This window comes from Halalkalibacterium halodurans, from assembly GCF_004376175.1.
GTDB lineage: Bacteria > Bacillota > Bacilli > Bacillales > Bacillaceae_D > Halalkalibacterium > Halalkalibacterium halodurans.
Map to the genome: position 1 here is coordinate 1 of NZ_SNUY01000060.1, position 20,104 is coordinate 20,104.

General features: G+C 42.7%; 22 protein-coding genes. 15 read left to right on the forward strand and 7 right to left on the reverse strand.

The genetic code is table 11. From position 1 onward, the window contains the following. Positions 1–188 precede the first annotated feature (188 nt). The 4 genes from E2L07_RS16240 (at position 189) to E2L07_RS16255 (ending at position 1,979) form a co-directional block, all read left to right on the forward strand. Complete coding sequence (locus tag E2L07_RS16240) at positions 189–887, forward strand: beta-ketoacyl-[acyl-carrier-protein] synthase family protein (RefSeq protein ID WP_208402078.1); 699 nt, start codon at positions 189–191, stop codon at positions 885–887. A gap of 19 nt (positions 888–906) precedes the next feature. Continuing rightward, positions 907–1,194 (forward strand): phosphopantetheine-binding protein, encoded by a 288-nt coding sequence (locus E2L07_RS16245; RefSeq protein ID WP_010898002.1) that lies wholly within the window; start codon positions 907–909, stop codon positions 1,192–1,194. A gap of 61 nt (positions 1,195–1,255) precedes the next feature. After that, positions 1,256–1,447 carry an SDR family NAD(P)-dependent oxidoreductase gene (locus E2L07_RS16250; protein ID WP_083445541.1) on the forward strand — a complete coding sequence of 64 codons (192 nt, stop codon included), beginning with the start codon at positions 1,256–1,258 and terminating at the stop codon, positions 1,445–1,447. 19 nt (positions 1,448–1,466) lie between these two features. Then, entirely contained in the window at positions 1,467–1,979 is a 513-nt protein-coding gene (locus E2L07_RS16255) for a 4'-phosphopantetheinyl transferase family protein (RefSeq protein WP_166740106.1), read from the forward strand. Between the two features lie 161 nt (positions 1,980–2,140). Here the strand turns inward: E2L07_RS16255 and E2L07_RS16260 are convergent, their stop codons facing one another. Both E2L07_RS16260 and E2L07_RS21305 read right to left on the reverse strand, forming a co-directional pair. After that, positions 2,141–2,503: a PepSY domain-containing protein gene (locus E2L07_RS16260; RefSeq protein ID WP_243854976.1), complete on the reverse strand. Its 363-nt coding sequence runs from the start codon at positions 2,501–2,503 to the stop codon at positions 2,141–2,143. Next, positions 2,449–2,586: a hypothetical protein gene (locus tag E2L07_RS21305; protein ID WP_243854977.1), complete on the reverse strand. Its 138-nt coding sequence runs from the start codon at positions 2,584–2,586 to the stop codon at positions 2,449–2,451. Before E2L07_RS21305 ends, E2L07_RS16260 begins: the two co-directional genes overlap by 55 nt. A gap of 278 nt (positions 2,587–2,864) precedes the next feature. On the opposite strand from E2L07_RS21305, the gene E2L07_RS16265 reads away from it, so the two are divergent. The 4 genes from E2L07_RS16265 to E2L07_RS16280 all read left to right on the forward strand — a co-directional run bounded on the left by E2L07_RS16265 (position 2,865) and on the right by E2L07_RS16280 (position 7,877). Then, positions 2,865–3,845, forward strand: a complete 981-nt coding sequence (locus tag E2L07_RS16265) for a LacI family DNA-binding transcriptional regulator (protein ID WP_134230080.1) — start codon at positions 2,865–2,867, stop codon at positions 3,843–3,845. Positions 3,846–3,999: 154 nt separating this feature from the next. Further along, positions 4,000–5,376, forward strand: coding sequence for a sucrose-specific PTS transporter subunit IIBC (locus E2L07_RS16270; protein ID WP_053431254.1), 1,377 nt, complete (start codon positions 4,000–4,002; stop codon positions 5,374–5,376). A 70-nt stretch (positions 5,377–5,446) separates the two neighbouring features. Further along, entirely contained in the window at positions 5,447–6,406 is a 960-nt protein-coding gene (locus E2L07_RS16275; RefSeq protein ID WP_175414316.1) for an aminoimidazole riboside kinase, read from the forward strand. Between the two features lie 7 nt (positions 6,407–6,413). Further along, positions 6,414–7,877: a glycoside hydrolase family 32 protein gene (locus E2L07_RS16280; protein ID WP_208402080.1), complete on the forward strand. Its 1,464-nt coding sequence runs from the start codon at positions 6,414–6,416 to the stop codon at positions 7,875–7,877. 38 nt (positions 7,878–7,915) lie between these two features. Here E2L07_RS16280 and E2L07_RS16285 read toward each other — a convergent pair whose 3' ends face one another. Further along, complete coding sequence (locus tag E2L07_RS16285) at positions 7,916–8,158, reverse strand: metallophosphoesterase family protein (RefSeq protein ID WP_243854978.1); 243 nt, start codon at positions 8,156–8,158, stop codon at positions 7,916–7,918. A gap of 183 nt (positions 8,159–8,341) precedes the next feature. Between E2L07_RS16285 and arfA the strand changes: the two genes are divergently transcribed. Both arfA and E2L07_RS16295 read left to right on the forward strand, forming a co-directional pair. Continuing rightward, positions 8,342–9,844 carry an arabinosylfuranosidase ArfA gene (gene arfA, locus E2L07_RS16290; protein WP_134230082.1) on the forward strand — a complete coding sequence of 501 codons (1,503 nt, stop codon included), beginning with the start codon at positions 8,342–8,344 and terminating at the stop codon, positions 9,842–9,844. A 148-nt stretch (positions 9,845–9,992) separates the two neighbouring features. Beyond that, entirely contained in the window at positions 9,993–11,192 is a 1,200-nt protein-coding gene (locus E2L07_RS16295; RefSeq protein ID WP_134230083.1) for a sn-glycerol-1-phosphate dehydrogenase, read from the forward strand. Between the two features lie 191 nt (positions 11,193–11,383). Here the strand turns inward: E2L07_RS16295 and E2L07_RS16300 are convergent, their stop codons facing one another. Further along, positions 11,384–12,028 (reverse strand): YesL family protein, encoded by a 645-nt coding sequence (locus E2L07_RS16300; RefSeq protein WP_053431250.1) that lies wholly within the window; start codon positions 12,026–12,028, stop codon positions 11,384–11,386. A gap of 367 nt (positions 12,029–12,395) precedes the next feature. Between E2L07_RS16300 and E2L07_RS16305 the strand changes: the two genes are divergently transcribed. From E2L07_RS16305 to E2L07_RS16320, 5 genes are all read left to right on the forward strand, one after another. After that, complete coding sequence (locus tag E2L07_RS16305; RefSeq protein ID WP_134230084.1) at positions 12,396–13,781, forward strand: ABC transporter substrate-binding protein; 1,386 nt, start codon at positions 12,396–12,398, stop codon at positions 13,779–13,781. Positions 13,782–13,836: 55 nt separating this feature from the next. Then, positions 13,837–14,394, forward strand: coding sequence for a carbohydrate ABC transporter permease (locus tag E2L07_RS21310; RefSeq protein ID WP_243854979.1), 558 nt, complete (start codon positions 13,837–13,839; stop codon positions 14,392–14,394). A gap of 9 nt (positions 14,395–14,403) precedes the next feature. Further along, on the forward strand, positions 14,404–14,766 hold the full coding sequence (locus E2L07_RS21315; protein WP_243854980.1) for a carbohydrate ABC transporter permease: 363 nt from the start codon (positions 14,404–14,406) through the stop codon (positions 14,764–14,766). Between the two features lie 17 nt (positions 14,767–14,783). Next, entirely contained in the window at positions 14,784–15,641 is an 858-nt protein-coding gene (locus E2L07_RS16315; RefSeq protein WP_010898027.1) for a carbohydrate ABC transporter permease, read from the forward strand. A gap of 154 nt (positions 15,642–15,795) precedes the next feature. Then, on the forward strand, positions 15,796–16,779 hold the full coding sequence (locus E2L07_RS16320) for a glycoside hydrolase family 43 protein (protein WP_420897818.1): 984 nt from the start codon (positions 15,796–15,798) through the stop codon (positions 16,777–16,779). Positions 16,780–16,916: 137 nt separating this feature from the next. Here the strand turns inward: E2L07_RS16320 and E2L07_RS16325 are convergent, their stop codons facing one another. From E2L07_RS16325 to E2L07_RS16335, 3 genes are all read right to left on the reverse strand, one after another. After that, positions 16,917–17,420 carry a GNAT family N-acetyltransferase gene (locus tag E2L07_RS16325; protein ID WP_243854981.1) on the reverse strand — a complete coding sequence of 168 codons (504 nt, stop codon included), beginning with the start codon at positions 17,418–17,420 and terminating at the stop codon, positions 16,917–16,919. Positions 17,421–17,610: 190 nt separating this feature from the next. Beyond that, positions 17,611–18,552, reverse strand: a complete 942-nt coding sequence (locus E2L07_RS16330; RefSeq protein ID WP_010898030.1) for an ArsR/SmtB family transcription factor — start codon at positions 18,550–18,552, stop codon at positions 17,611–17,613. Between the two features lie 23 nt (positions 18,553–18,575). Continuing rightward, positions 18,576–19,838: a glycoside hydrolase family 27 protein gene (locus tag E2L07_RS16335; protein ID WP_134230088.1), complete on the reverse strand. Its 1,263-nt coding sequence runs from the start codon at positions 19,836–19,838 to the stop codon at positions 18,576–18,578. Positions 19,839–20,104 lie beyond the last annotated feature (266 nt).

The following is a 20,104-nucleotide window of genomic DNA, read 5'->3' on the forward strand; positions in this document are numbered from 1 at the left end:
TCGTTGCTTTAACCATATCAGAAATGGATTCTTTTTTCATTTATTTGATGCATGGACCATTTAGCTCAATACCTTGATAGATAAGCATTATTTGGGCATTAAAGGTTTTTTATGAATAATTCAGGTTAGGTTCTATTTTAGAGCGCGGAGCTGGAAATGCAAGTAGTGTCTACTTTCCAGATATGGTGTTGAACTCAACAGCAGGAAAGCTTGCCAAGAAGTTTGGTATTAAAGGTTTTAGCTCTTCTCATAGCTCAGGTGGTATAGATGGACTACAAGCGATCCTATATGGGATGACTAGCATTCTTGATGGGAAGCAATCAACCGTGCTAGTAGGAGCTGGAGATGAGCGGTCTGGATTATCTGATGAGATTGATCGAGCAATGAACTTACAGAATAGTTCTTATGAGATCGGTGAAGGAAGTACTTTTCTCTTGTTAGCAGATACAAAAGTTGCTGAAGAGAAAGGTCTAGATCCGATTGCTACAATCGAAGGCTTCGGTCAAGCGTTTTCTGGCCAAAATGATATGGATCAAACGATTAAACATGCTGTGGAGCAATGTTTGCAAAATGCAAACCTTTCTGAGGATGAGATCGATTTCATCTTTTACCATAACAACAATGTGACAGACATCGATGCGTTTCTTCAATTAAAGGAACGCCTAGGGCATATCCCTGTTTATACATTGAACCATCTTTGCGGTTATATGGAATCAAATGGATCGCTTTTTCACGCACAAGTGGCACTAGAGCTGCTTGCTTTACCAAAAGAAGAACAACAGTCTATGATTCATGCTTTTGGTTGGCCGAAAAACGATCTGAGAACAGGGCTTATTATCACTACATCGATTAACGGGAATTCTATGGCCATGGCCATTAGAAAATAAAAAATGGAGGGAATGTAGAATGAAATCTATTAGCGAAATTAAAGAAATTATTAAGGTGAATATTTTGATTGAGAGATTGGAGCTGGAGGACATTGAGGCAGATGAAATTGAGGATGAAGAGCCATTGTTTGGAGATGGGCTAGGACTTGATTCAGTTGAGGCCCTTGATGTTGTCGCAGGTGTTGAAGCTGAATTTGGCGTGAAAGTAGAAGGATTGGAAGAGGAGGATGTTCGTAAGCATTTCTACTCTGTTGCTACTCTTTCATCCTTTATCGAAGAGCAATTGAAGGAAAAAGTAGGGAACTAAATGGAATCATCGGAGTGTGGCTTTGCCCATACTCCGGTCTTTTAAGCAAAGGGGGCTCACCATGTTATTACGTGATAAAGTAGCCATTGTAACAGGTGCTACAAGGGGAATCGGAAAAGAGATTGTAAAAACGTTTGTTGAACAGGGAGCTTTTGTCTATGGCATCTACGCGTCTAATCATGAAGCTGCAAGGGAAATCGAAAAAACCCTTAACCAAGGGGAAAAATGCGTTTCTTATCCTTTCCTCAGATGAACGTCAGCGTGCGGAACGCATGAAATCATCCGTTTACGCAGAGCGTTTCAAACTGATTAGGGGCTATTTACGTTTCTTACTTTCAACCGTGCTCGCGCTTCCACCAAATCAAATTCACTTTACTTATGGGAAGTACGGAAAACCCATAGTCGAAAATAACGACTATTTCTTTAACGTTTCCCATGCTAAAGATTACTTTTTGATCGGTTTGCATGAAACGGCAGTCCTTGGCGTTGATATTGAATGTCCACGCCCTTTTCCACCCAAAGTGCACCCGTTCTTTTTCCATCAAGATGAGATCAACTTATTAGCTTCAGTGGATCCCGATCAGAAGATGAGACTATGGCTGTCATTATGGACGAGAAAGGAAGCGCTAGGGAAAGCAGTAGGGGAAGGATTGAGCAGCAACATAGGAAAGCAATCCGTTCTGTCCGATACAATTCACTATAACGGTCGTGAATATGTTCTTTTGACCCAACACGACCCTAGTTACGTGAAAACCATCTGCCTTGAAGGGAAGAGTGTGCAATAAGTTAAAATTCCACTTACACTTGAATACAGTAGCGACCTCCTCCTGTTTTACTTGTTTTACGTTTGATAATGACGTAAAGTACCGAAAAAGGGAAAATGGCAAAAAAGACATTCGGTTATCGCAACAGAACCGAATGTCTTTTCCGTTGTTAATGATGGGAATCATCCCCATGATCTTGATCGTGACTCTCTCTCTGGTTGTGTAAAATGTTCCAACGTTCCGAGCTGTTCCCCTGTGTAAGGATCGAGGAATACCGTGAGTGGCCCGTTGACCGTTGAGAGTGTCACTTCACTTGAACGGGTAGAGCTCTCTCCTGGGCGATACGCTGTAATGACCGAATCAGGGTACTGTTCATGAACCATTTCTAATTGTTCATCTGGAGACAGGCGATCTCCGGTTGGCGTCACTTCGTTATACTGTTGATAGAGTGTTTGTTCGATTTGTGGTTTAAATAAATAGATTCCCCCGGTTACACCAAAATGATCAAAAACGGGGCAACAATCACCCCAGCATAAAAGTGCCACCGCCAAATAACTTGATAGAGTGATGGCTTCGTTTCATTCATTTGTTTGTTCGAATCTCCGCTCGTTGATTTTGCTACATCCATGTCTTCTTAACTCCTTTGTCTGTTTCATGAACCAACGTTGAGTGTTACATAAAAATGTGAGGAAAACGTGAAGTCGTAAAAATATTTAAACAATGTTCACGGACACTTTCATTATCAATAAAGAATGATGTTTTCAGCGATAAGTGTGAGGTTGGCTGAGCAAACGTTACATGGAAATCAAATACATACCCCAGATTCCGCTTTCACCGTAAGGCCGTTTTGTCTATAATAAAAAGGATGACTTCAAATCATAAACACTTCCACAAAAGGTGACGGACATGACAACGATTTTAGATATTGCTAAATTAGCAGGTGTAGCCAAAAGTACCGTATCTCGTTATTTAAATGGCGGCTCTGTCAGCGAACCAACAAGGCAAAAAATTGAACGAGTGATCAAGGAAACAGGGTATATCCCGAATGCTTTTGCCCAAAGCTTAAAAGCGAAGCAAACGAATTTTATCGGAACGGTTGTCCCTCGATTAGATTCCTTTGCTGCTTCAAGAACGGTCATGGGAATTGATGATGAGTTAAAATCGTTAGGTTATCAAATGCTCATGTCCAATACGGATCAAAGCGTAGAGCGAGAAATCGAGACGATCTATAACTTAGCGAATCAAAAAATTGCTGGGGTTATTTTGCTTGCCACTGTCATTACGAAAGAGCATCTCAATGCCTTTCGAGAAGTAGGCATTCCGACGTTACTCGTCGGTCAAGAGCATACTGAGGTTCCGTGTTTGATCCATGATGACTTTAAAGCAGGTTATGAAATGGGGAAGCATGTGCTCAGCAAGGGGCATAAGCGGATCGCGTATTTAGGTGTCGGGGAACACGACATTGCGGTAGGAGTTAAACGTAAAGAAGGGTTCAAGCAAGCGATGGCCGAGCATGGTCCGTGCGAGGTGGCGTATTTCGAAACAAGCTTTAGCATGCAAGATTCGTTTCGCGTGTCACCGAAAATGATCGAAACCTATCGACCGTCAGCTCTCGTCTGTGCAACAGATAATATTGCGTTGGGGGCGCTAAAAGGGGCCTATTCGATTGGAATGAACGTACCGAAAGATCTGTCGATTACGGGATTTGGCGGCTATGAGGTCACCGGGATTATCCATCCAAGCCTCACGACAGTGAATTTTCACTTTAAAGCTGCAGGAAAAATGGCGGCGAGAAAAATGATCAAATTAATGAACGGAGAAGAGGTAAACCATCTTACACGTATGGATGTGGAATTAATTGAACGAGAAAGCGTTGACAATGTGTAAAAGCATGAGATATAATGAGGTCGAAACCGGTTCCAAAGGACTATTAATTAGAATGGAACCGGTTCCTAAAGACTAGGCTAAGATTTTTATTTTTGTTTTTGTTTTCTTGTGGAACCGGTTCCTAAAAAAGATTATGATAAAGGAGAGGCAAACAATGAATCATCAAGAAGTGGTTAAACAGCTTATCCCATTGTTAGGTGGAAGAGAGAACATTGTCAGTGGGACTCATTGTGCTACTCGTCTTCGCATCGTGTTAAAAGACGATCAGCTGGCGCAAACGAAAGAGATTGAACAACTTGACGGAGTAAAAGGGGCGTTCTTAAGCTCAGGACAATATCAAATCATTTTTGGTACAGGTGTTGTGAATAAAGTATACGCAGCTTTCGCTGAGGAAACAGGGTTAAAGGAAGGGAATCAAGAGGATCATCAAGAAGCTGTTAAGAAAAAAATGAACCCAATTGCGCGTTTTGCGAAAACGCTATCAAACATCTTTGTTCCAATTATTCCTGCGATTGTTGCAAGCGGTTTATTAATGGGTCTCCTTGGAATGATGAGAACGTTTGAATGGGTAGCTCCAGATCACGCACTAATCGTATTGCTTGACATGTTTTCGAGTGCGGCCTTTATCATTTTACCAATTTTAATTGGTGTTAGTGCGGCAAAAGAGTTTGGCGGCAATCCTTACTTAGGGGCAGTCATGGGTGGTATCATGACCCATCCCGCGTTATTAAATCCATGGGGACTCGGGAATGCGGAGCCAGATTATTTAACGTTTCTCGGCTTTGATATCGCTCTTATCGGTTATCAAGGTACTGTGATTCCTGTCCTACTTGCTGTATATGCAATGAGCAAGATTGAGAAAGGTTTACGCAAAGTTGTTCCAAACGCAATTGATTTACTCGTCACACCGTTTGTGACCATCATGTTAACAGGTTTTATTTCCCTTATGGTCATTGGACCGATCGGAAACTTCATTGGAGATGGAATTACCGTCATCTTAAATTTCGTCTATGATCACGTTGGCTTTGTTGCCGGACTATTGTTTGGTGGTGTTTATTCTGCCATCGTTATTACAGGTGTACATCATAGCTTCCACGCCATTGAAGCAGGCTTAATCGCAAGTATTGGTATAAACTATCTGTTACCGATTTGGTCTATGGCCAATGTAGCGCAAGGCGGAGCTGGACTTGCGGTCTTCTTTAAAACAAAACGAGCAAAAACGAAGGAAGTGGCTCTACCATCGGCGTTTTCCGCTTTTCTCGGAATTACTGAACCGGTCATTTTTGGGGTTAACTTAAAATATCGTCGCCCGTTTGTCGGAGCGATGATTGGAGGGGCATTAGGCGGAGCATATGTTGTGTTCATGAATGTTTCCGCAGTAGCCTATGGTTTAACAGGGATTCCGATGTTGGCGATCGTTTCTCCACTCGGAACGATCAATTTGCTCCACTATGTCATTGGATTCTTTATTGCCTTAGTCACTGCTTTTGTTGCCACATGGCTATTAGGCTTCAAAGAGGAAGAAAATTAAACATTGAAGAAGGACCTGAGGGGAACACCTTTGCGCGTTCCCCTTCATGTATAGGAAGGGAGTTATCGAGATGAACCGAGGTGTTATCTGCTTAGGTGAAGCGTTGATTGATTTTATTCCGATGGATTCTACTAATGAAATCTACCAAAAAAGTCCCGGGGGTGCTCCGGCAAATGTGGCTGTAGGATTAGCCAAGCTTGGGGCAAAGTCAACGTTTGTCGGCAAGGTGGGAGACGACTTGCTCGGGCGATTTTTAAAAGAAACTTTGTCGAAAGCGAATGTAAACACTGAGCACATGCTGTTTAGCAAGGAGGTCCGTACTGGGGCTACGTTTGTAACCCTTGCAGTTAATGGCGAACGAAGCTTTGATTTTTATATTAATCCGAGCGCGGATCGTTTTTTAGAAAAAGGTGAGGTTGCTCCTACTATATTTGAAGAGCATGGTGTTCTCCATTTCGGTTCAATTAGTTTAATAAGTGAACCGGCACGAACGGCGACAAGACATGCTGTGTCGTTAGCAAAGAAAAATGGACTGATGATCTCCTATGATCCGAATTTACGCCTAAACCTTTGGGAGGATGAGGAGCAAGCACGATTGCTCATCACTTCAATGCTAGGGGAAGCAGATGTGCTGAAAATCAGTGAGGAGGAATTGGCGTTCATCACGGGCGAACAGACAATTGAGGCGGGTTTGGATCAGCTTGCAGCTTACAACATTCCGCTTGTTTTTGTCACATTAGGGGAAAAAGGTAGCATCGTTTCGTATAACGGCATCCAGCGTAAGGTTCCGGCGATGGCAGTACAAACAGTTGATACGACCGGTGCAGGTGATGCATTTGTTTCAGCTATTCTTTTCAAACTGCAAGAGCAACGGAAGCAAGTAGCTGAGTTGTCTATCAAAGAAGTAGAGCAGATGGCCCGATTTGCTAGCGTGTCTGGAGGGTTAGCGGCTGCAACGAAAGGGGCGATGACGGCATTGCCGACCCTTGAGAAAGTTAATGACATCCTACGAAATGAACAGATGGAGTGAAGTGTTGATGACGAATCGAGATCAAGAATTACGACAAAAGGCGAAAGAGACCATTAAACGATATGAGCGCTTAGTACAACGTGATCCATACCGTCTTGTTTATCATTTAATGCCACCTGTTGGGTTATTAAACGATCCGAACGGGTTTATTGACTGGGATGGGACCTACCATTTATTTTATCAGTGGCATCCATTCGAAGCGGCTCATGGGCCTAAATTTTGGGGGCATTTCGTATCAGGCGATCTAGTCTTTTGGGAAGAGAAAGAGCCCGCGCTTACGCCAAGCGATTGGTTCGATAAAAACGGCTGCTATTCAGGAAGTGCTGTAGCAGATAATGGAAAGCTAAAACTCTTTTATACAGGGAATGTAAAAAATGAAAATGACGAACGGGAAAGCTATCAATGTGTAGCAGAATCAGAGGATGGCTTAACATTTACAAAAAAAGGGGTGATTTTGCACGTTCCGGACGGTTATACGGCGCATTTTCGTGACCCAAAAGTATGGAAGCGTGATGGCATCTGGTATTTAGTGATTGGAGCACAGACAAAACAGATCGACGGGCACGTTTTGTTGTTTCGATCAGACGATTTAAAAGAATGGAAGTTTGCTGGTATTGTGACAGGATCGAATGTACGAAGTATGGGTGATTTCGGCTATATGTGGGAATGCCCAGACCTTTTCCATTTAGATGGGGAGGATGTTTTGCTCGTTTCACCACAAGGGCTCGAAAAGCAAGGTTATCTTTATCATAACGTTCATAATACCGGCTATTTTATTGGTCGGCTCGATTATGAAACGGGCGAGCTTGTCCATGGGCCATTTAAAGAGCTAGATCGAGGCTTTGAATTTTATGCGCCGCAAACCACGATCGATCGTTACGGTAGACGAATTTTGTTCGGCTGGATGGGGGTACCGGATCAGGGAGAGGAGAAGCATCCAACGGTCAAACATCAGTGGATTCATGCGATGACATTACCTCGTGAACTGAAGTTAGTGGATGGGAAAATCTATCAACGCCCAGTGGAAGAGCTCAAACAATTACGAATAAATGAAGTGTCACGACCAAGTGTAAAGATCTCAGAACACCCTCAGAGGTTTGAAGAAATCTCTGGCGAAGCCTTTGAATTACTCCTTCATGTTGAAGAGAATCAGGCAGAGGTGTTTGAATTAACGATACGCGATAATGTCCGTGTCATTTTCAATCGAGGGTTAAAACGACTAACATTAGAACGAGTGAGCTTTGTTGATGGTTTAACCGAAAGCCGTCATTGTGAGTTAGCTGAGCTATCATCGCTTCACCTCTATGTGGATACGTCTGCTGTCGAGCTGTTTGTAAACGAAGGCGAGGAAGTGTTCACGGCTCGGTACTTTGCAGATCCAGCCAATCGCAGCATTCAGTTTAAGACGCTCCATGGCTCTCTAACAGCTTCTCTGAAAAAATGGGCGCTAGACTCCATTATGAAAAAATAACAAAAAACTTGGCTCGGGGCCAAGTTTTTTGTTAATCGCTAGCGCTGAGGTTTTCCATGTTTCAAGACGTTTTGCAAGAACGTAGGATTCGGATAATCGGAAGCCTCAATCTGTTCACAGACCGAGTGTATGTCGTAGCTAACGCGTTGGATTGTGACACTAAACTGTTCCTCAGCTCCGTCCACGAGTAAATAAGACGCTTGACACACTCCATCGAACGGGAGTCCGACACTACCGAGATTAGCGACGATTTTCCCATCAATAAATCGGACATATGGCAAATGGATATGACCGTAAAGATAAAGGTTCGCTAGGAAGACAATTAAATATTAATTTATCCATTGCTTGCTTAAGAGGAAGATGCTATTATGTACGTACAAGTTAATATCAATATTAATAAGATAATTTATTTATTAACTGAACGTTTGGAGATGGGAATTTCAAGTAGGAAAGGGGAAAGTTTCATGACACTTACAGCAACAATGGTTGTCGACAAATCGTTTAAAATTGGCGAAATTGATAAGCGCATTTATGGTTCATTTATTGAGCACCTAGGACGTGCTGTTTATGAAGGAATTTATGAACCCGGACACCCTGATGAAGATGAGCAAGGGTTTCGCAAAGACGTTATCCGGCTCGTTCAAGAACTGCAAGTGCCACTCGTACGCTATCCTGGCGGAAATTTTGTATCCGGTTACAACTGGGAGGATGGGGTAGGTCCTGTTTCCGAAAGGCCAAAGCGGTTGGATTTAGCGTGGAGAACGACGGAGACGAATGAAATAGGGACAAATGAATTTGTTGATTGGGCGAAAAAGGTTGGGGCAGAGGTGAATATGGCTGTGAACCTCGGCTCTCGCGGGGTTGATGCAGCCCGTAATCTTGTTGAGTATTGTAACCATCCGTCCGGTTCTTATTGGAGTGATCTACGCATCTCCCATGGATACAAAGATCCGCATAATATTAAAACATGGTGTTTAGGGAATGAGATGGATGGTCCTTGGCAAATCGGGCAAAAAACAGCAGAAGAATACGGTCGTGTAGCGGCGGAAGCAGGAAAAGTGATGAAGCTCGTAGACCCTTCCATAGAACTCGTTGCTTGTGGGAGCTCCAACAGTAAAATGGCAACGTTCGCCGATTGGGAAGCAACGGTCTTAGACCATACGTATGATTATGTAGACTATATTTCGCTACATACTTATTACGGAAATCGTGATGATGATCTAGCAAACTATCTTGCTCAGTCGATGGATATGGATGAGTTCATTCGCTCAGTGATTGCGATTGCTGATTATGTGAAAGCGAAAAAGCGAAGCAAAAAAACGATTCATCTCTCATTCGATGAGTGGAATGTTTGGTTCCACTCCAACGAAGCGGATCGGCAAATAACTCCGTGGAGTGTAGCACCGCCATTATTGGAAGACATTTATACATTTGAAGATGCCCTTCTTGTTGGAAGCATGCTCATCACGTTACTGAAGCATGCCGATCGTGTCAAAATTGCGTGTCTTGCTCAACTCGTAAATGTCATTGCTCCGATTATGACTGAAAAAGGTGGGCCGGCTTGGAAGCAGGCGATTTTTTATCCGTACATGCACGCATCAGTATACGGACGCGGTGTGGCTTTACAAGCGCAAATCTCTTCACCTAAATACGATAGTAAAGATTTTACAGACGTTCCTTATTTGGATGCGGCGGTGGTGCATCTCGAGGAAGCCGAAGAAGTGACGATCTTTGCAGTTAATAAACACCAAACAGAATCGCTAAATTTACAATGTGATATGCGTAGCTTTGAAGGGTATCACGTATTGGAGCATATTGTCCTTGAACATGAAAATATGAAAGCGACAAATCAAGGACGAGAACAGGTAACGCCTCATCACAATGGTGACTCCGCCATTGATCAAGGGCGGCTGACAGCGAATCTAGCAAAGCTATCTTGGAACGTAATTCGGCTAGGGAAAAAATAAAAAAGACGGCCTCACAGCTTTTGTGTGAGGCTATCTTTAGTTCTACTTTGGCGTGTTCTATTAATAAATCTGACATGAACATTAGGCGATACGTCAAAAGCGTATTTAAGCAAGCGTCGTTCACCTAATCTAAGGAGGCGGACTATACGTGAATCATCTATTAAAACAAGCGAAGCGAGTCGCTAGTGAATGCGAGTGCGGTCACGAACATCAATGGATCGAAATGGATGAATTGCAACTGGGTAGGAACGCGATTAACTACCTCCCTGAGTATCTACATGAAAAAGGGCTATTACATGTGACAATAGTTGCCGATGCCAATACGTATGCTGTAGCAGGACAATTAGTAGCTCAGCTCCTTAGAGGCCGCGGGATCGATGTAGAAAATTGCATCCTTAAAGAGCAGGGGGCACCTACTTTACTTGCTGATGAGCATGGGCTTGGCCAACTCGTCATTGGGGCAGCTAAGGAAACAGATGTCTTTCTTGCGGTAGGAGCCGGTACGATTCATGATCTGACGCGCATCGCTAGTTACAAGTTTGGTAAGCCATTTATCGCGATTCCCACAGCACCTTCGGTCGATGGGTTTACCTCGATGGGGGCACCGGTTATCCGTGATGGGGTAAAAATAACGTTCCAAACGCAGGCCCCGATCGCTTTATTTGCAGATTTGGATTTTTTAACACAAGCCCCTCGTTCTATGGTAGCTGCCGGTTTCGGTGACATGCTCGGGAAGTCCACATCACTAGTTGATTGGCAAGTGAGCCATATGTTGAATGATGAGCCTTTTTGTCCCGCTGTTTTTCACATGACAAAATCTGCGCTCACGATGTGTATGGAGCATGCTGATGAGATTGCAGCTTGCAATGAACAAGGGATCCGCCTGTTAACAGAAGCTCTCATCATGTCAGGGTTAGCCATGCTTATTTTTGGTCATTCCCATCCGGCATCAGGTGCAGAGCATCATCTATCCCATTATTGGGAAATGGCTTTTCTACGTTCAGGAGGAACGCAACCCCTTCATGGCGCGAAAGTCGGCTATGCGACGATGCTGACTTCGGCATTATATAAAAACGAAGCTCGAAAAAAGATCGAAACGTTCCAAGGCGAAGGCTCCCCGTTGGTCAATAGCATTCATAAACATCGAGAGAGACTTTTAATGTTAATTGACACGATACCAGAATCTAGCGACATTCAAAGGTTGCTAGAAAGTGTAGGTGGGGCAGTGAAAAGTGCTGATTTAGCTCTTGCTGATTCGTTGGAGGACGAGGCGTTAGAGAAAGCTCATAAGCTACGAGAGCGGTGTACGCTTCTTTACTGTCTGAATGAACATTTAAAAACGTCTTAACCTTTATTGGAGGATCTGTTAAGCGCATTTTCAAGCATCAATATCGATGGTCGTCTTTTTTTTTTCGGCGCTTCATCCGCTTCTTATCTCGGAAGTTATACAAGAAGGTTTTGTGGAGACAAATAGTAAGGAACGGAATGGTTAACGCATTTCGTTCCTAAGGAGGTGGGATGGGAAAAATGGAACCCATATTAGTTCGGTTCCGTTTTTTTCATATGTTCATAGCGATCGGCCAGTTTCTTGTAGCCGAAGAGAAAGGACCACATCGTGAGTGCCGCCATAAAGCTAGCAGCAAACAAAGGGAGAAGAATCGGAAAAGTTAAAAAGAGCAAGGCGCTTAAACTGAGCGTAATCATTAACAACAAAGTTCGAAACGGCTGCAGCACACCGAGAAGAAATGAATGCTTAAAGTATTGTTTATAAGATAAATCAAAATGAACAAGCGTAGGGAAAATATACAAAAGTGTCACTAGATAAATAAACGAGAGGGCACCAACGCCCATTAAAAGAAGCTGGCCCATCCAGTGGGAAGTTCCGAGAAGGAGGAGAACATCCAGATATAAAATTCCTCCAATTAGAACGAGAGTCTGCCCGACCAAATTCGCGATTTTAAACGACCGTTTAAATTCATTCAAATAGGTTTGAAAGAGCGGAAAATCATCCTCCTTTTGATACCATTTGCGAAAAACCGCAAATAGACTTGCTGTTGCAGGCATGACCCCAAGAATGATGCCGCCAATGAAAGAAAAAAGCAGCCAGAGGAGGTTCAAATAGACGAGTCTCATGATCCATTCGAATAGTTTCATGATTTTCGTGTACGGATTGTCCTCATTCATAGTAAGAATCACCTTCTTCATCGCTATTAATTACAGAATAACATAATTTAATTAATATAAATACTATCTGTTTCTTCATTTCATTTATAAGAATGACGATCTTTTTCTTTTATCGTTCAGCTGTATCTGAGAGAAGAAAAAAAGGGTTACTCCTCAATATGATAATTAGCATTGACATTAATGAAATAAGTAAATATAATGTACATATATTAATGATAAAGCAATTTAATTAATTCTAATATTAACAAATGAAGGGGAGCAAGGCATTTTTTATTTTTATGAATCTATGAAAGCGTTTTAACATTGATTGCACGAAAGAATCTTTCTTTCTGTAATATTACGTTACATAAAAAAGGGGAGGTACACGATGGGACGAGTAAAGAAACAGTTAAGTTTTTTCTTGATGGTGTTACTAGCTGTATCTTTGGCTGCTTGCGGTGGGTCTGCACAGGAAGGTGGCGTGCAGGAAAGCAAAGTGGATGAAGAAGGGAATGTGCACATTAGCATTTCCACATGGGGATTACCTGATGAGTTAGCCGTTTTTAATGAGTTAGTTGATAACTTTGAAAATGATAACCCGAACATTAAGGTCAACGTTATTCATATTCCTGATGATTATAGTGGAAAGATGAATACGATGCTTGCAGGGGGAACAGCTCCTGACGTTGTGTTTACTTCTGATGGTGATTTTGGTGGTTGGGTAAAGGCTGGTTTGTTTTTGAACATTCAAGACATGGTGGAAGAAAGCTCGATTAATCTTGAAGATATGTGGGAATCGGCCCTTAGTCGTTACCGCTGGGATGGACGAGTATTGGGAGAAGGGGATCTCTACGCTTTACCGAAAGATATTGGTCCTTCAGCTCTTTTCTACAATAAAGATTTATTCGATGAAGCGGGGGTTTCTTACCCAGATCCAGAAGTTCCGATGTCATGGGACGAATTATTAGAAAAAGCAAAAGCCTTAACGATTGATGAAAATGGTAATGGAAGACCCGATCAATTCGGGTTAGGTCCGATCTGGTGGGAAGGTTTTATTTGGTCCAATGGCGGCGATATTTTAAGTGAAGATAGAACAACGTTTGTTATGAACGAACCGGAAGCAGTGGAAGCTCTGCAATTTGTAGCTGATTTAACCCACGTCCATAAGGTGGCGCCTGACTCTCGTTCGCTTGAAGCAATGGATGCGGATCAAATGTTTGAAACCGGGCGAATTGCGATGATGACAGCGGGACGATGGATGGTACCGACGTATCGTAAACTAGATTTTGACTGGGATGTAGCACCGCCTCCTGCGGGGGCAACAGGGGTGTCATCCAGCTGGTCTGGATCTGTAGGTTATGCGATTAATAAAGACACGAATTTCCCTGAGGAAGCCTTTCAATTAATAGAATACCTTGCGGGTGAACGTGGGCAAGAAATTCAAACAGAACTCGGGTTTGCGATCCCAACTTATAAATCTGTGTCTGAAACAGATGTGTTTCTACAGCTAGGGGAAAAGCCTGAAAATGCAGAAGCATTCATCATTGGTGCGGAAACGCAACGACCAGGTCCATGGACGCTTACGCCGAACAATCGTTGGTTGGACCATGTGAATCAAAATTTGACTTATCTATGGAACGGAGAGCGTAGCGCTGAGGAAATTTTGGATGAAATAGCAGATGAAGTTCAGCAGCTACTTGAAGAAGGGAATCCAGAAATTTTCGGGAATGAACCTGCAAGTGAGGAGGAAGGTGAAGGTGATGGTGAGGAATAGGGGGCTCACCCCCTTTTTCTCACTTTCCTTTTGACCGAAGCGAAAGGAGAGGTGAGTGGAGATGGAAGTAGAAACTCCTCGAGAGACGAAAACGACGAAGGCGAGGAAACAGAAGCGCCGTCTTAATAAAGAGTATTTTTGGGGCTATCTGTTTATTGCCCCTCCGATTATTGGGTTTGCTATTTTCGCGTTAGGCCCTATGCTTTATTCCATTTATGTTAGCTTCACCGATTTCGATTTATATAATGAGCCTGTTTGGACTGGTGCTGATAACTACTATCGTTTGTTTGTGACAGATGATTTGTTTCGAAAAACGGTATTTAATACGTTTTATGCAGCCCTCGGTATTCCGATTGGGATGGCTGTTTCTTTAGGAATTGCCGTTGCGCTCAATCAAAAAGTAAAAGGGATCGCCTTGTTTCGTACAGCGTTCTTTTTACCAGCTGTTAGTTCGGTTGTCGCGATTACATTGCTTTGGCGCTGGATCTTTAACGCTGATTTTGGCTTATTGAACATTATGCTAAATTATGTTGGGATTCATGGGCCAGGCTGGTTAAGTGACGAAAAATGGGCGATGCCGGCAATGATCATTCAAGGGGTTTGGGGCGGCTGAGGGATTAACATGATTTTATACCTTGCCGCGCTTCAAGGGGTTAACCCTGCATTATATGAAGCGGCAGATATTGATGGAGGAAATGCTTGGCAGAAGTTCATTCATATTACGGTTCCCTCCATTTCGCCAACCACCTTCTTTATTTTAATTACATCTACGATAGGGGCATTGCAGGATTTTCAGCGGTTCATGATTATGACTGAAGGTGGACCGAATTATTCGACGACCACGGTTGTGTATTACTTGTTCTTAAACGCCTTTAGATACATGGAGATGGGGTATGCTTCAGCGATGGCTTGGGTGCTCGGGATCATTATTCTTATTATTACAATCATTAACTTTAAGCTTGCAAAAAAATGGGTGCATTATTGATCGGGAGGTGAGGCCTTATGGAAGCTGTTTCTTGGTATCAAAGCAAATCAAAAATGAATACAATCAAAAAAATCCTTTCCTATACTTTTTTAATGATCGGTGGACTGATTATGGCTGTCCCGTTTTTATGGATGCTTTCTACATCGTTGAAGACCCCAGGGGCGATTTTCGCTATGCCTCCAGAGTTTATCCCTCGTGAGATTACATTCGAAAACTACATTCGAGTGTTCACTGAAGCAGATCTACTACTAGGGTTCCGTAATACGATGATCATCATTATTCCTACGACAGCGATCGGGATTTTCACGAGCTCGCTAGCAGCGTTTGCTTTTGCTAAGCTTAACTTTCCTGGACGGGATAAGTTGTTTTTCGCTCTTATCGCCACGATGATGCTGCCTGGGATTGTAACCCTTGTCCCACAGTTCATTTTATTCAGAGAGTTAGGGTGGCTTGATACTTTTAAACCTTTAATGATCCCTGGCTTTTTCGGAGCTGCGATGACAGTGTTCTTCCTACGACAATTTTTTATGACGATTCCAAACGACCTAATCGATGCTGCAAAAATTGACGGACTTAGTTTTTTCGGGATTTTTCGCAAGATCATGGTTCCTTTAGCGAAGCCTGCGATCGTTACACAAGTCATTTTAGGGCTACTTGCTGGCTACAACGATTTTATGGGGCCATTGATTTATCTGAACTCTCCAGAAAATTTCACGCTTCAACTCGTATTAGCATCTTTTCGCGGCTATTACACGTCTGAGTGGGGATTAATTATGGCCGGATCAGTGATTGCGTTAATCCCAACGTTAGTTGCGTTCTTCTTCGCGCAAAAGCAGTTTATTGAAGGCATCGTGATGACAGGTGTGAAGGGATAGTGCAAAAATAAAATGAAACTCAATTAACGGCCCGTGGGGGAGGCCTGCGGGTTTATTGTTTTTCAGAGGGACTTAGGGTTGTTTTGGCGTATCGCTTTGTTTAATCATTAATATATTTACTAATTAATTAATATTTATTTTGGAGGGGATGACATTGACTATTACCGCAAACACATACCGTAATCCATTTATTGAGCAACGGGCTGATCCATGGGTATACAAACATGCAGATGGTTTTTATTATTTCACAGGCTCTGTCCCTGCTTATGACTGCATTGAATTACGGCGAGCGAAAACATTAGATGGACTACGTGAGGCAGAACCGAAAGTCGTTTGGCGAAAATATGACCGCGGTCCGATGAGTGCAAACATTTGGGCGCCAGAAATCCATTACATTGAAGGTAAATGGTATATTTATTTTGCGGCAGCAAGGACGGCAGAAACAAAAGCAGGATTGTTTGACCATCGCATGTTTGTCTTGGAAAATGAATCGGCGAATCCACTAGAGGGATCGTGGATCGAGAAGGGGAAAATCTTTACAAAGTGGGAGAGCTTTTCACTGGATGCGACAACTTTCGAGCACAAGGGCGTTCGTTACCTCGTCTGGCCGCAAAAAGATCCAAGCATCGAAGGGAATTCAAATCTATACATTGCCGAAATGGAAAACCCGTGGACGATTAAAGGGGAACAGGTGATGCTCTCAAAACCAGAATTTGACTGGGAAGTGATTGGATATAAGGTGAATGAAGGGCCTGCCGTCATTAAGAGAAACGGCAAGGTGTTTATTGCATATTCGGCAAGCGCCACAGATCACCATTACTGTATGGGTCTACTTTGGGCAAATGAAGAGGCAGACTTACTAGACCCTGCTTCATGGACTAAGTCACCGACTCCTGTTTTTCAAACAAGTGAAGAAAACGGACAATATGGGCCTGGTCATAATAGTTTTACGGTAACGGAAGACGGAAAGTATGATGTGTTAGTATATCATGCTCGTAGTTACAAGGAAATTGAAGGAGATCCGCTGTATGATCCTAATCGTCATGCACGTTTGAAATTATTCACGTGGGATAAGGACGGATTCCCTCAGTTCGGTGAGCCATTACCTGATACGATGAACATGGAGAAAGCGACGTAACCGAAGGTGCTTGCGCTTAGCGAGCACTTTCTGTATGAATGTTTTCGAATCATCGATAAAAAAGAACGGAGACAATTCCGTCCAGAAAGAAAAACGTCTTGGTGATAGCCAAGCCTTTCTAAATTAAAGCAGTCACATCATTCTTCCCTCAACCCTGAATAAATTGCATGCATTTTTTCGAAGATCCAAACCTCTTTTTCTCGAGTAAATCCGATGTTCTCTGCGACACGAATCGAAGCGGTATTAGCCGGATCGATAATGCTGATCAATTTGTCTAAGCCTAGTGCATCAAAACCATAGCTTTTACAAGCCTTTGCTGCTTCAGTTGCAAACCCACGACACCAGTAATTTTTATGAATGTGATAGCCGATTTCTACGTGAGTTTGCCCTTCTATTAGTTGCTTCACCAATCCGCAGTCGCCAATACATTCATCCGTTTCCTTTAGACATACTGCCCATAATCCATAACCATCTCGCTTGTACCGCTGTTGATTTCTGCTCACCCAGCTTTCCGTTTGTTCATACCGAAAAGGAGCGGGATAGTAGCTCATCGTTTCGGCATCTGAATATAAGCTGTGCAATGTAGGGATATCCGTCTCGATAAATTCTCGTAAAAATAATCGTTCGGTTTCTAGTATCAAAAGAGTTACCTCCAGTTTTAAGGATTGATCGAAAAAAATGAAATGACATTCAGCGGGGATTAAAGCCCTCGCAATAGAAAAACTTAATAGGTTGAAGAATACAGCCTTGCCACAATGCCTTGAATTGGGAAGGATAAAATACAAAAAGATAAGGAAGACAGTAAACAACATATCTCCCTTTAGAACAAAGTTATGCTTTTTTTGATGGCTCTTGCTCTGGATTTAAGTCTTTCGTGTAATACAATCTGAAAATAATGTCTTGATTGTAGTTTCCAAAACCCTCTCCGAAAATGGTCACCCCGCCAACGTTTTCCGCATCATCAGGAACGGCCACTCGGAATGACCATTGTTTGCTGCGAATGTGCACATCATCTATCGTGACATCTGAAATTTTTGCCCCTTCGATGAACGTTCCTTCTTTTGTGATCCGGATAAATTTTAAGAGGCCATACTGGTTAATGACTTTCGGCCACCAATCTGGCGTATATTTTCCTGGACTATCACCAAAATCACCAGGACTCGTCCATATGCCGATTTTCACATTATTAAAATAAAAACTAATGTCTGAAGGCCAGTTATCATTCGTAAATGGAGCTTCGGACGAAAGCTCGAGGGAAATTTCTAGTTCTTTCGGATTTTCTGAGTGATGCAAAAAGTTTGGTATTTTATATTCGATGTATCCCTTGGAAAACCATAAAATTTTTGCGTTGACCCGTTCTGGATCTAAGAAATAGCGAGGCTCGTCAAATTCTCCGATAATCTTTTCCGCAGTCGCTAAACCACACGTTGGTTCTACTAGGAAATCTGTATAATGACCGACAGATAAGATGGTTTGATGATATAATTTTAAACTTTCCTTTTTCGGAGGGAAGTTGATTTCAATATGATCTGTATCTAAAATGCAGAGTTTTTGGATCCCGGCCTTTCCGGGAACCATTTCCGTCCGAATAATCCCAGCCTTTTCGAGCTTTTTTATGTGCATCGTCATGATGGCACTGCTTAGTCCGACAGCCTCGGCTAGTTCCCGGATATTCATTGACTTTCTCGTTAGTTGTTGAATGATTGCTAACCGCACTTTGCTTGCTAATGCTTCATATACAGGTAAAGATTCGTTTGAAATGTCTAATTGCATCGTTTTCCTCCGTTGTTTAGTGATTACTGGTCTGGTGAGAGCTTTAACATCATCGACTGATGGGGCTTCAGTTCTATTTGAAACGACTCAGAAGGGGCGAGGGATTGTAAAAATGAACGGTCCCATACATTGAAAAGGTGAACCGTTTCCATAATACCTACCATATCTAATCGGAATTGTAACGTCTTTTGTTGATCGTGTAAATTAAATAATGCAACATATGCCTCGCCATTTCTACCATTTGCAGCCCATGCAACCTTATCCTCCTCACGATAGACGAACCGGTTTAATACGCTTTTTTGATTAATCGAGAGGATTTCCTCATTCGTTAATAGCGATAATGTCCACTGGTCGTTATCCCTGAGTTCGCCGCCGAACATTAATGGAGAGCGAGAGATAGCCCATAAGTTCATCATCGTTAACTGCTCGTCTTTTGTAAAACGAGTCCAGCGATCACCACCAGGTCCATCAACAGAACGGATACCGATATGACCGAGTGGCAGCATGTCACAATCCGGCCAGTGGCCTGTACCGATATGTTTTTCCCAAACTTCACATCGTTCAAACATTTGATATAAAAGGGACCAATCGTCCCAGAAGTCATCTGTTATCCGCCACATGTTGGCGTTCGTTTTAAAGTGGTGAGCATATTTTATAGGTGCAGGACCAGGGGAGAGGCTTAAAACCATTGGCCTCCCGCATGCATGAATCGCCCGCTGGATCATTTTGATTTCCTCCAGATGTGTATCGTAGAGCCTTGAGGCCGCGATGTCATCCACTTTGACGAAATCGACACCCCACTGAGCATAAAGCTCAAATAAGCTGTTATAATAGCTTTGCGCACCCTCTTTTGTCGGGTCTACACCGTACATATCCGTATTCCATGGGCAAATGGAATTGATGTGAGCAATCTCGCGAGCAGTTTTCGTAGAGCCTAAGACAGGGGAGTTTTCATAAACGGCTTGTCTCGGAATGCCTCTCATGATATGTATACCGAATTTTAAGCCGAGATCATGGATGGCATCACTTAATGGTTTGAATCCGGCCCCGTTTTTTGCAGACGGGAACCGGTTTGTTGCGGGGAGTAACCGGCCATACTCATCCATACAAAGAGGGGCAAACGGGTTATAAGCAGATGAGTTAGCCGTTGGCTCGTACCATTGAATATCGACGACGATATATTCCCATCCATACTTCTTTAAATGATTTGCCATGTATTCGGCATTTCCTAGCACTTCTTCTTCTGTCACGCTCGCTCCATAACAATCCCAGCTATTCCACCCCATCGGTGGAGTTAAAGCAGATAATCGATTCACTTCCAACTTTTATCCCCCTATCCAAACGTTCAAGATAAAATAAACGATCAACTAATCGTTTGCATTTATATTAACATTTTCGTTTGTAAATTAAAAGGATTTATCGCACATATTTACACCAGTGGCTTTGAATGTTTTCTGATAATATTAATGATTGCTATCGAACATTTTAAAAGATTAACATTAACAAAAAATAATTTACGTATTCGTGTAACTATTAATTAAATTGTCCGTAT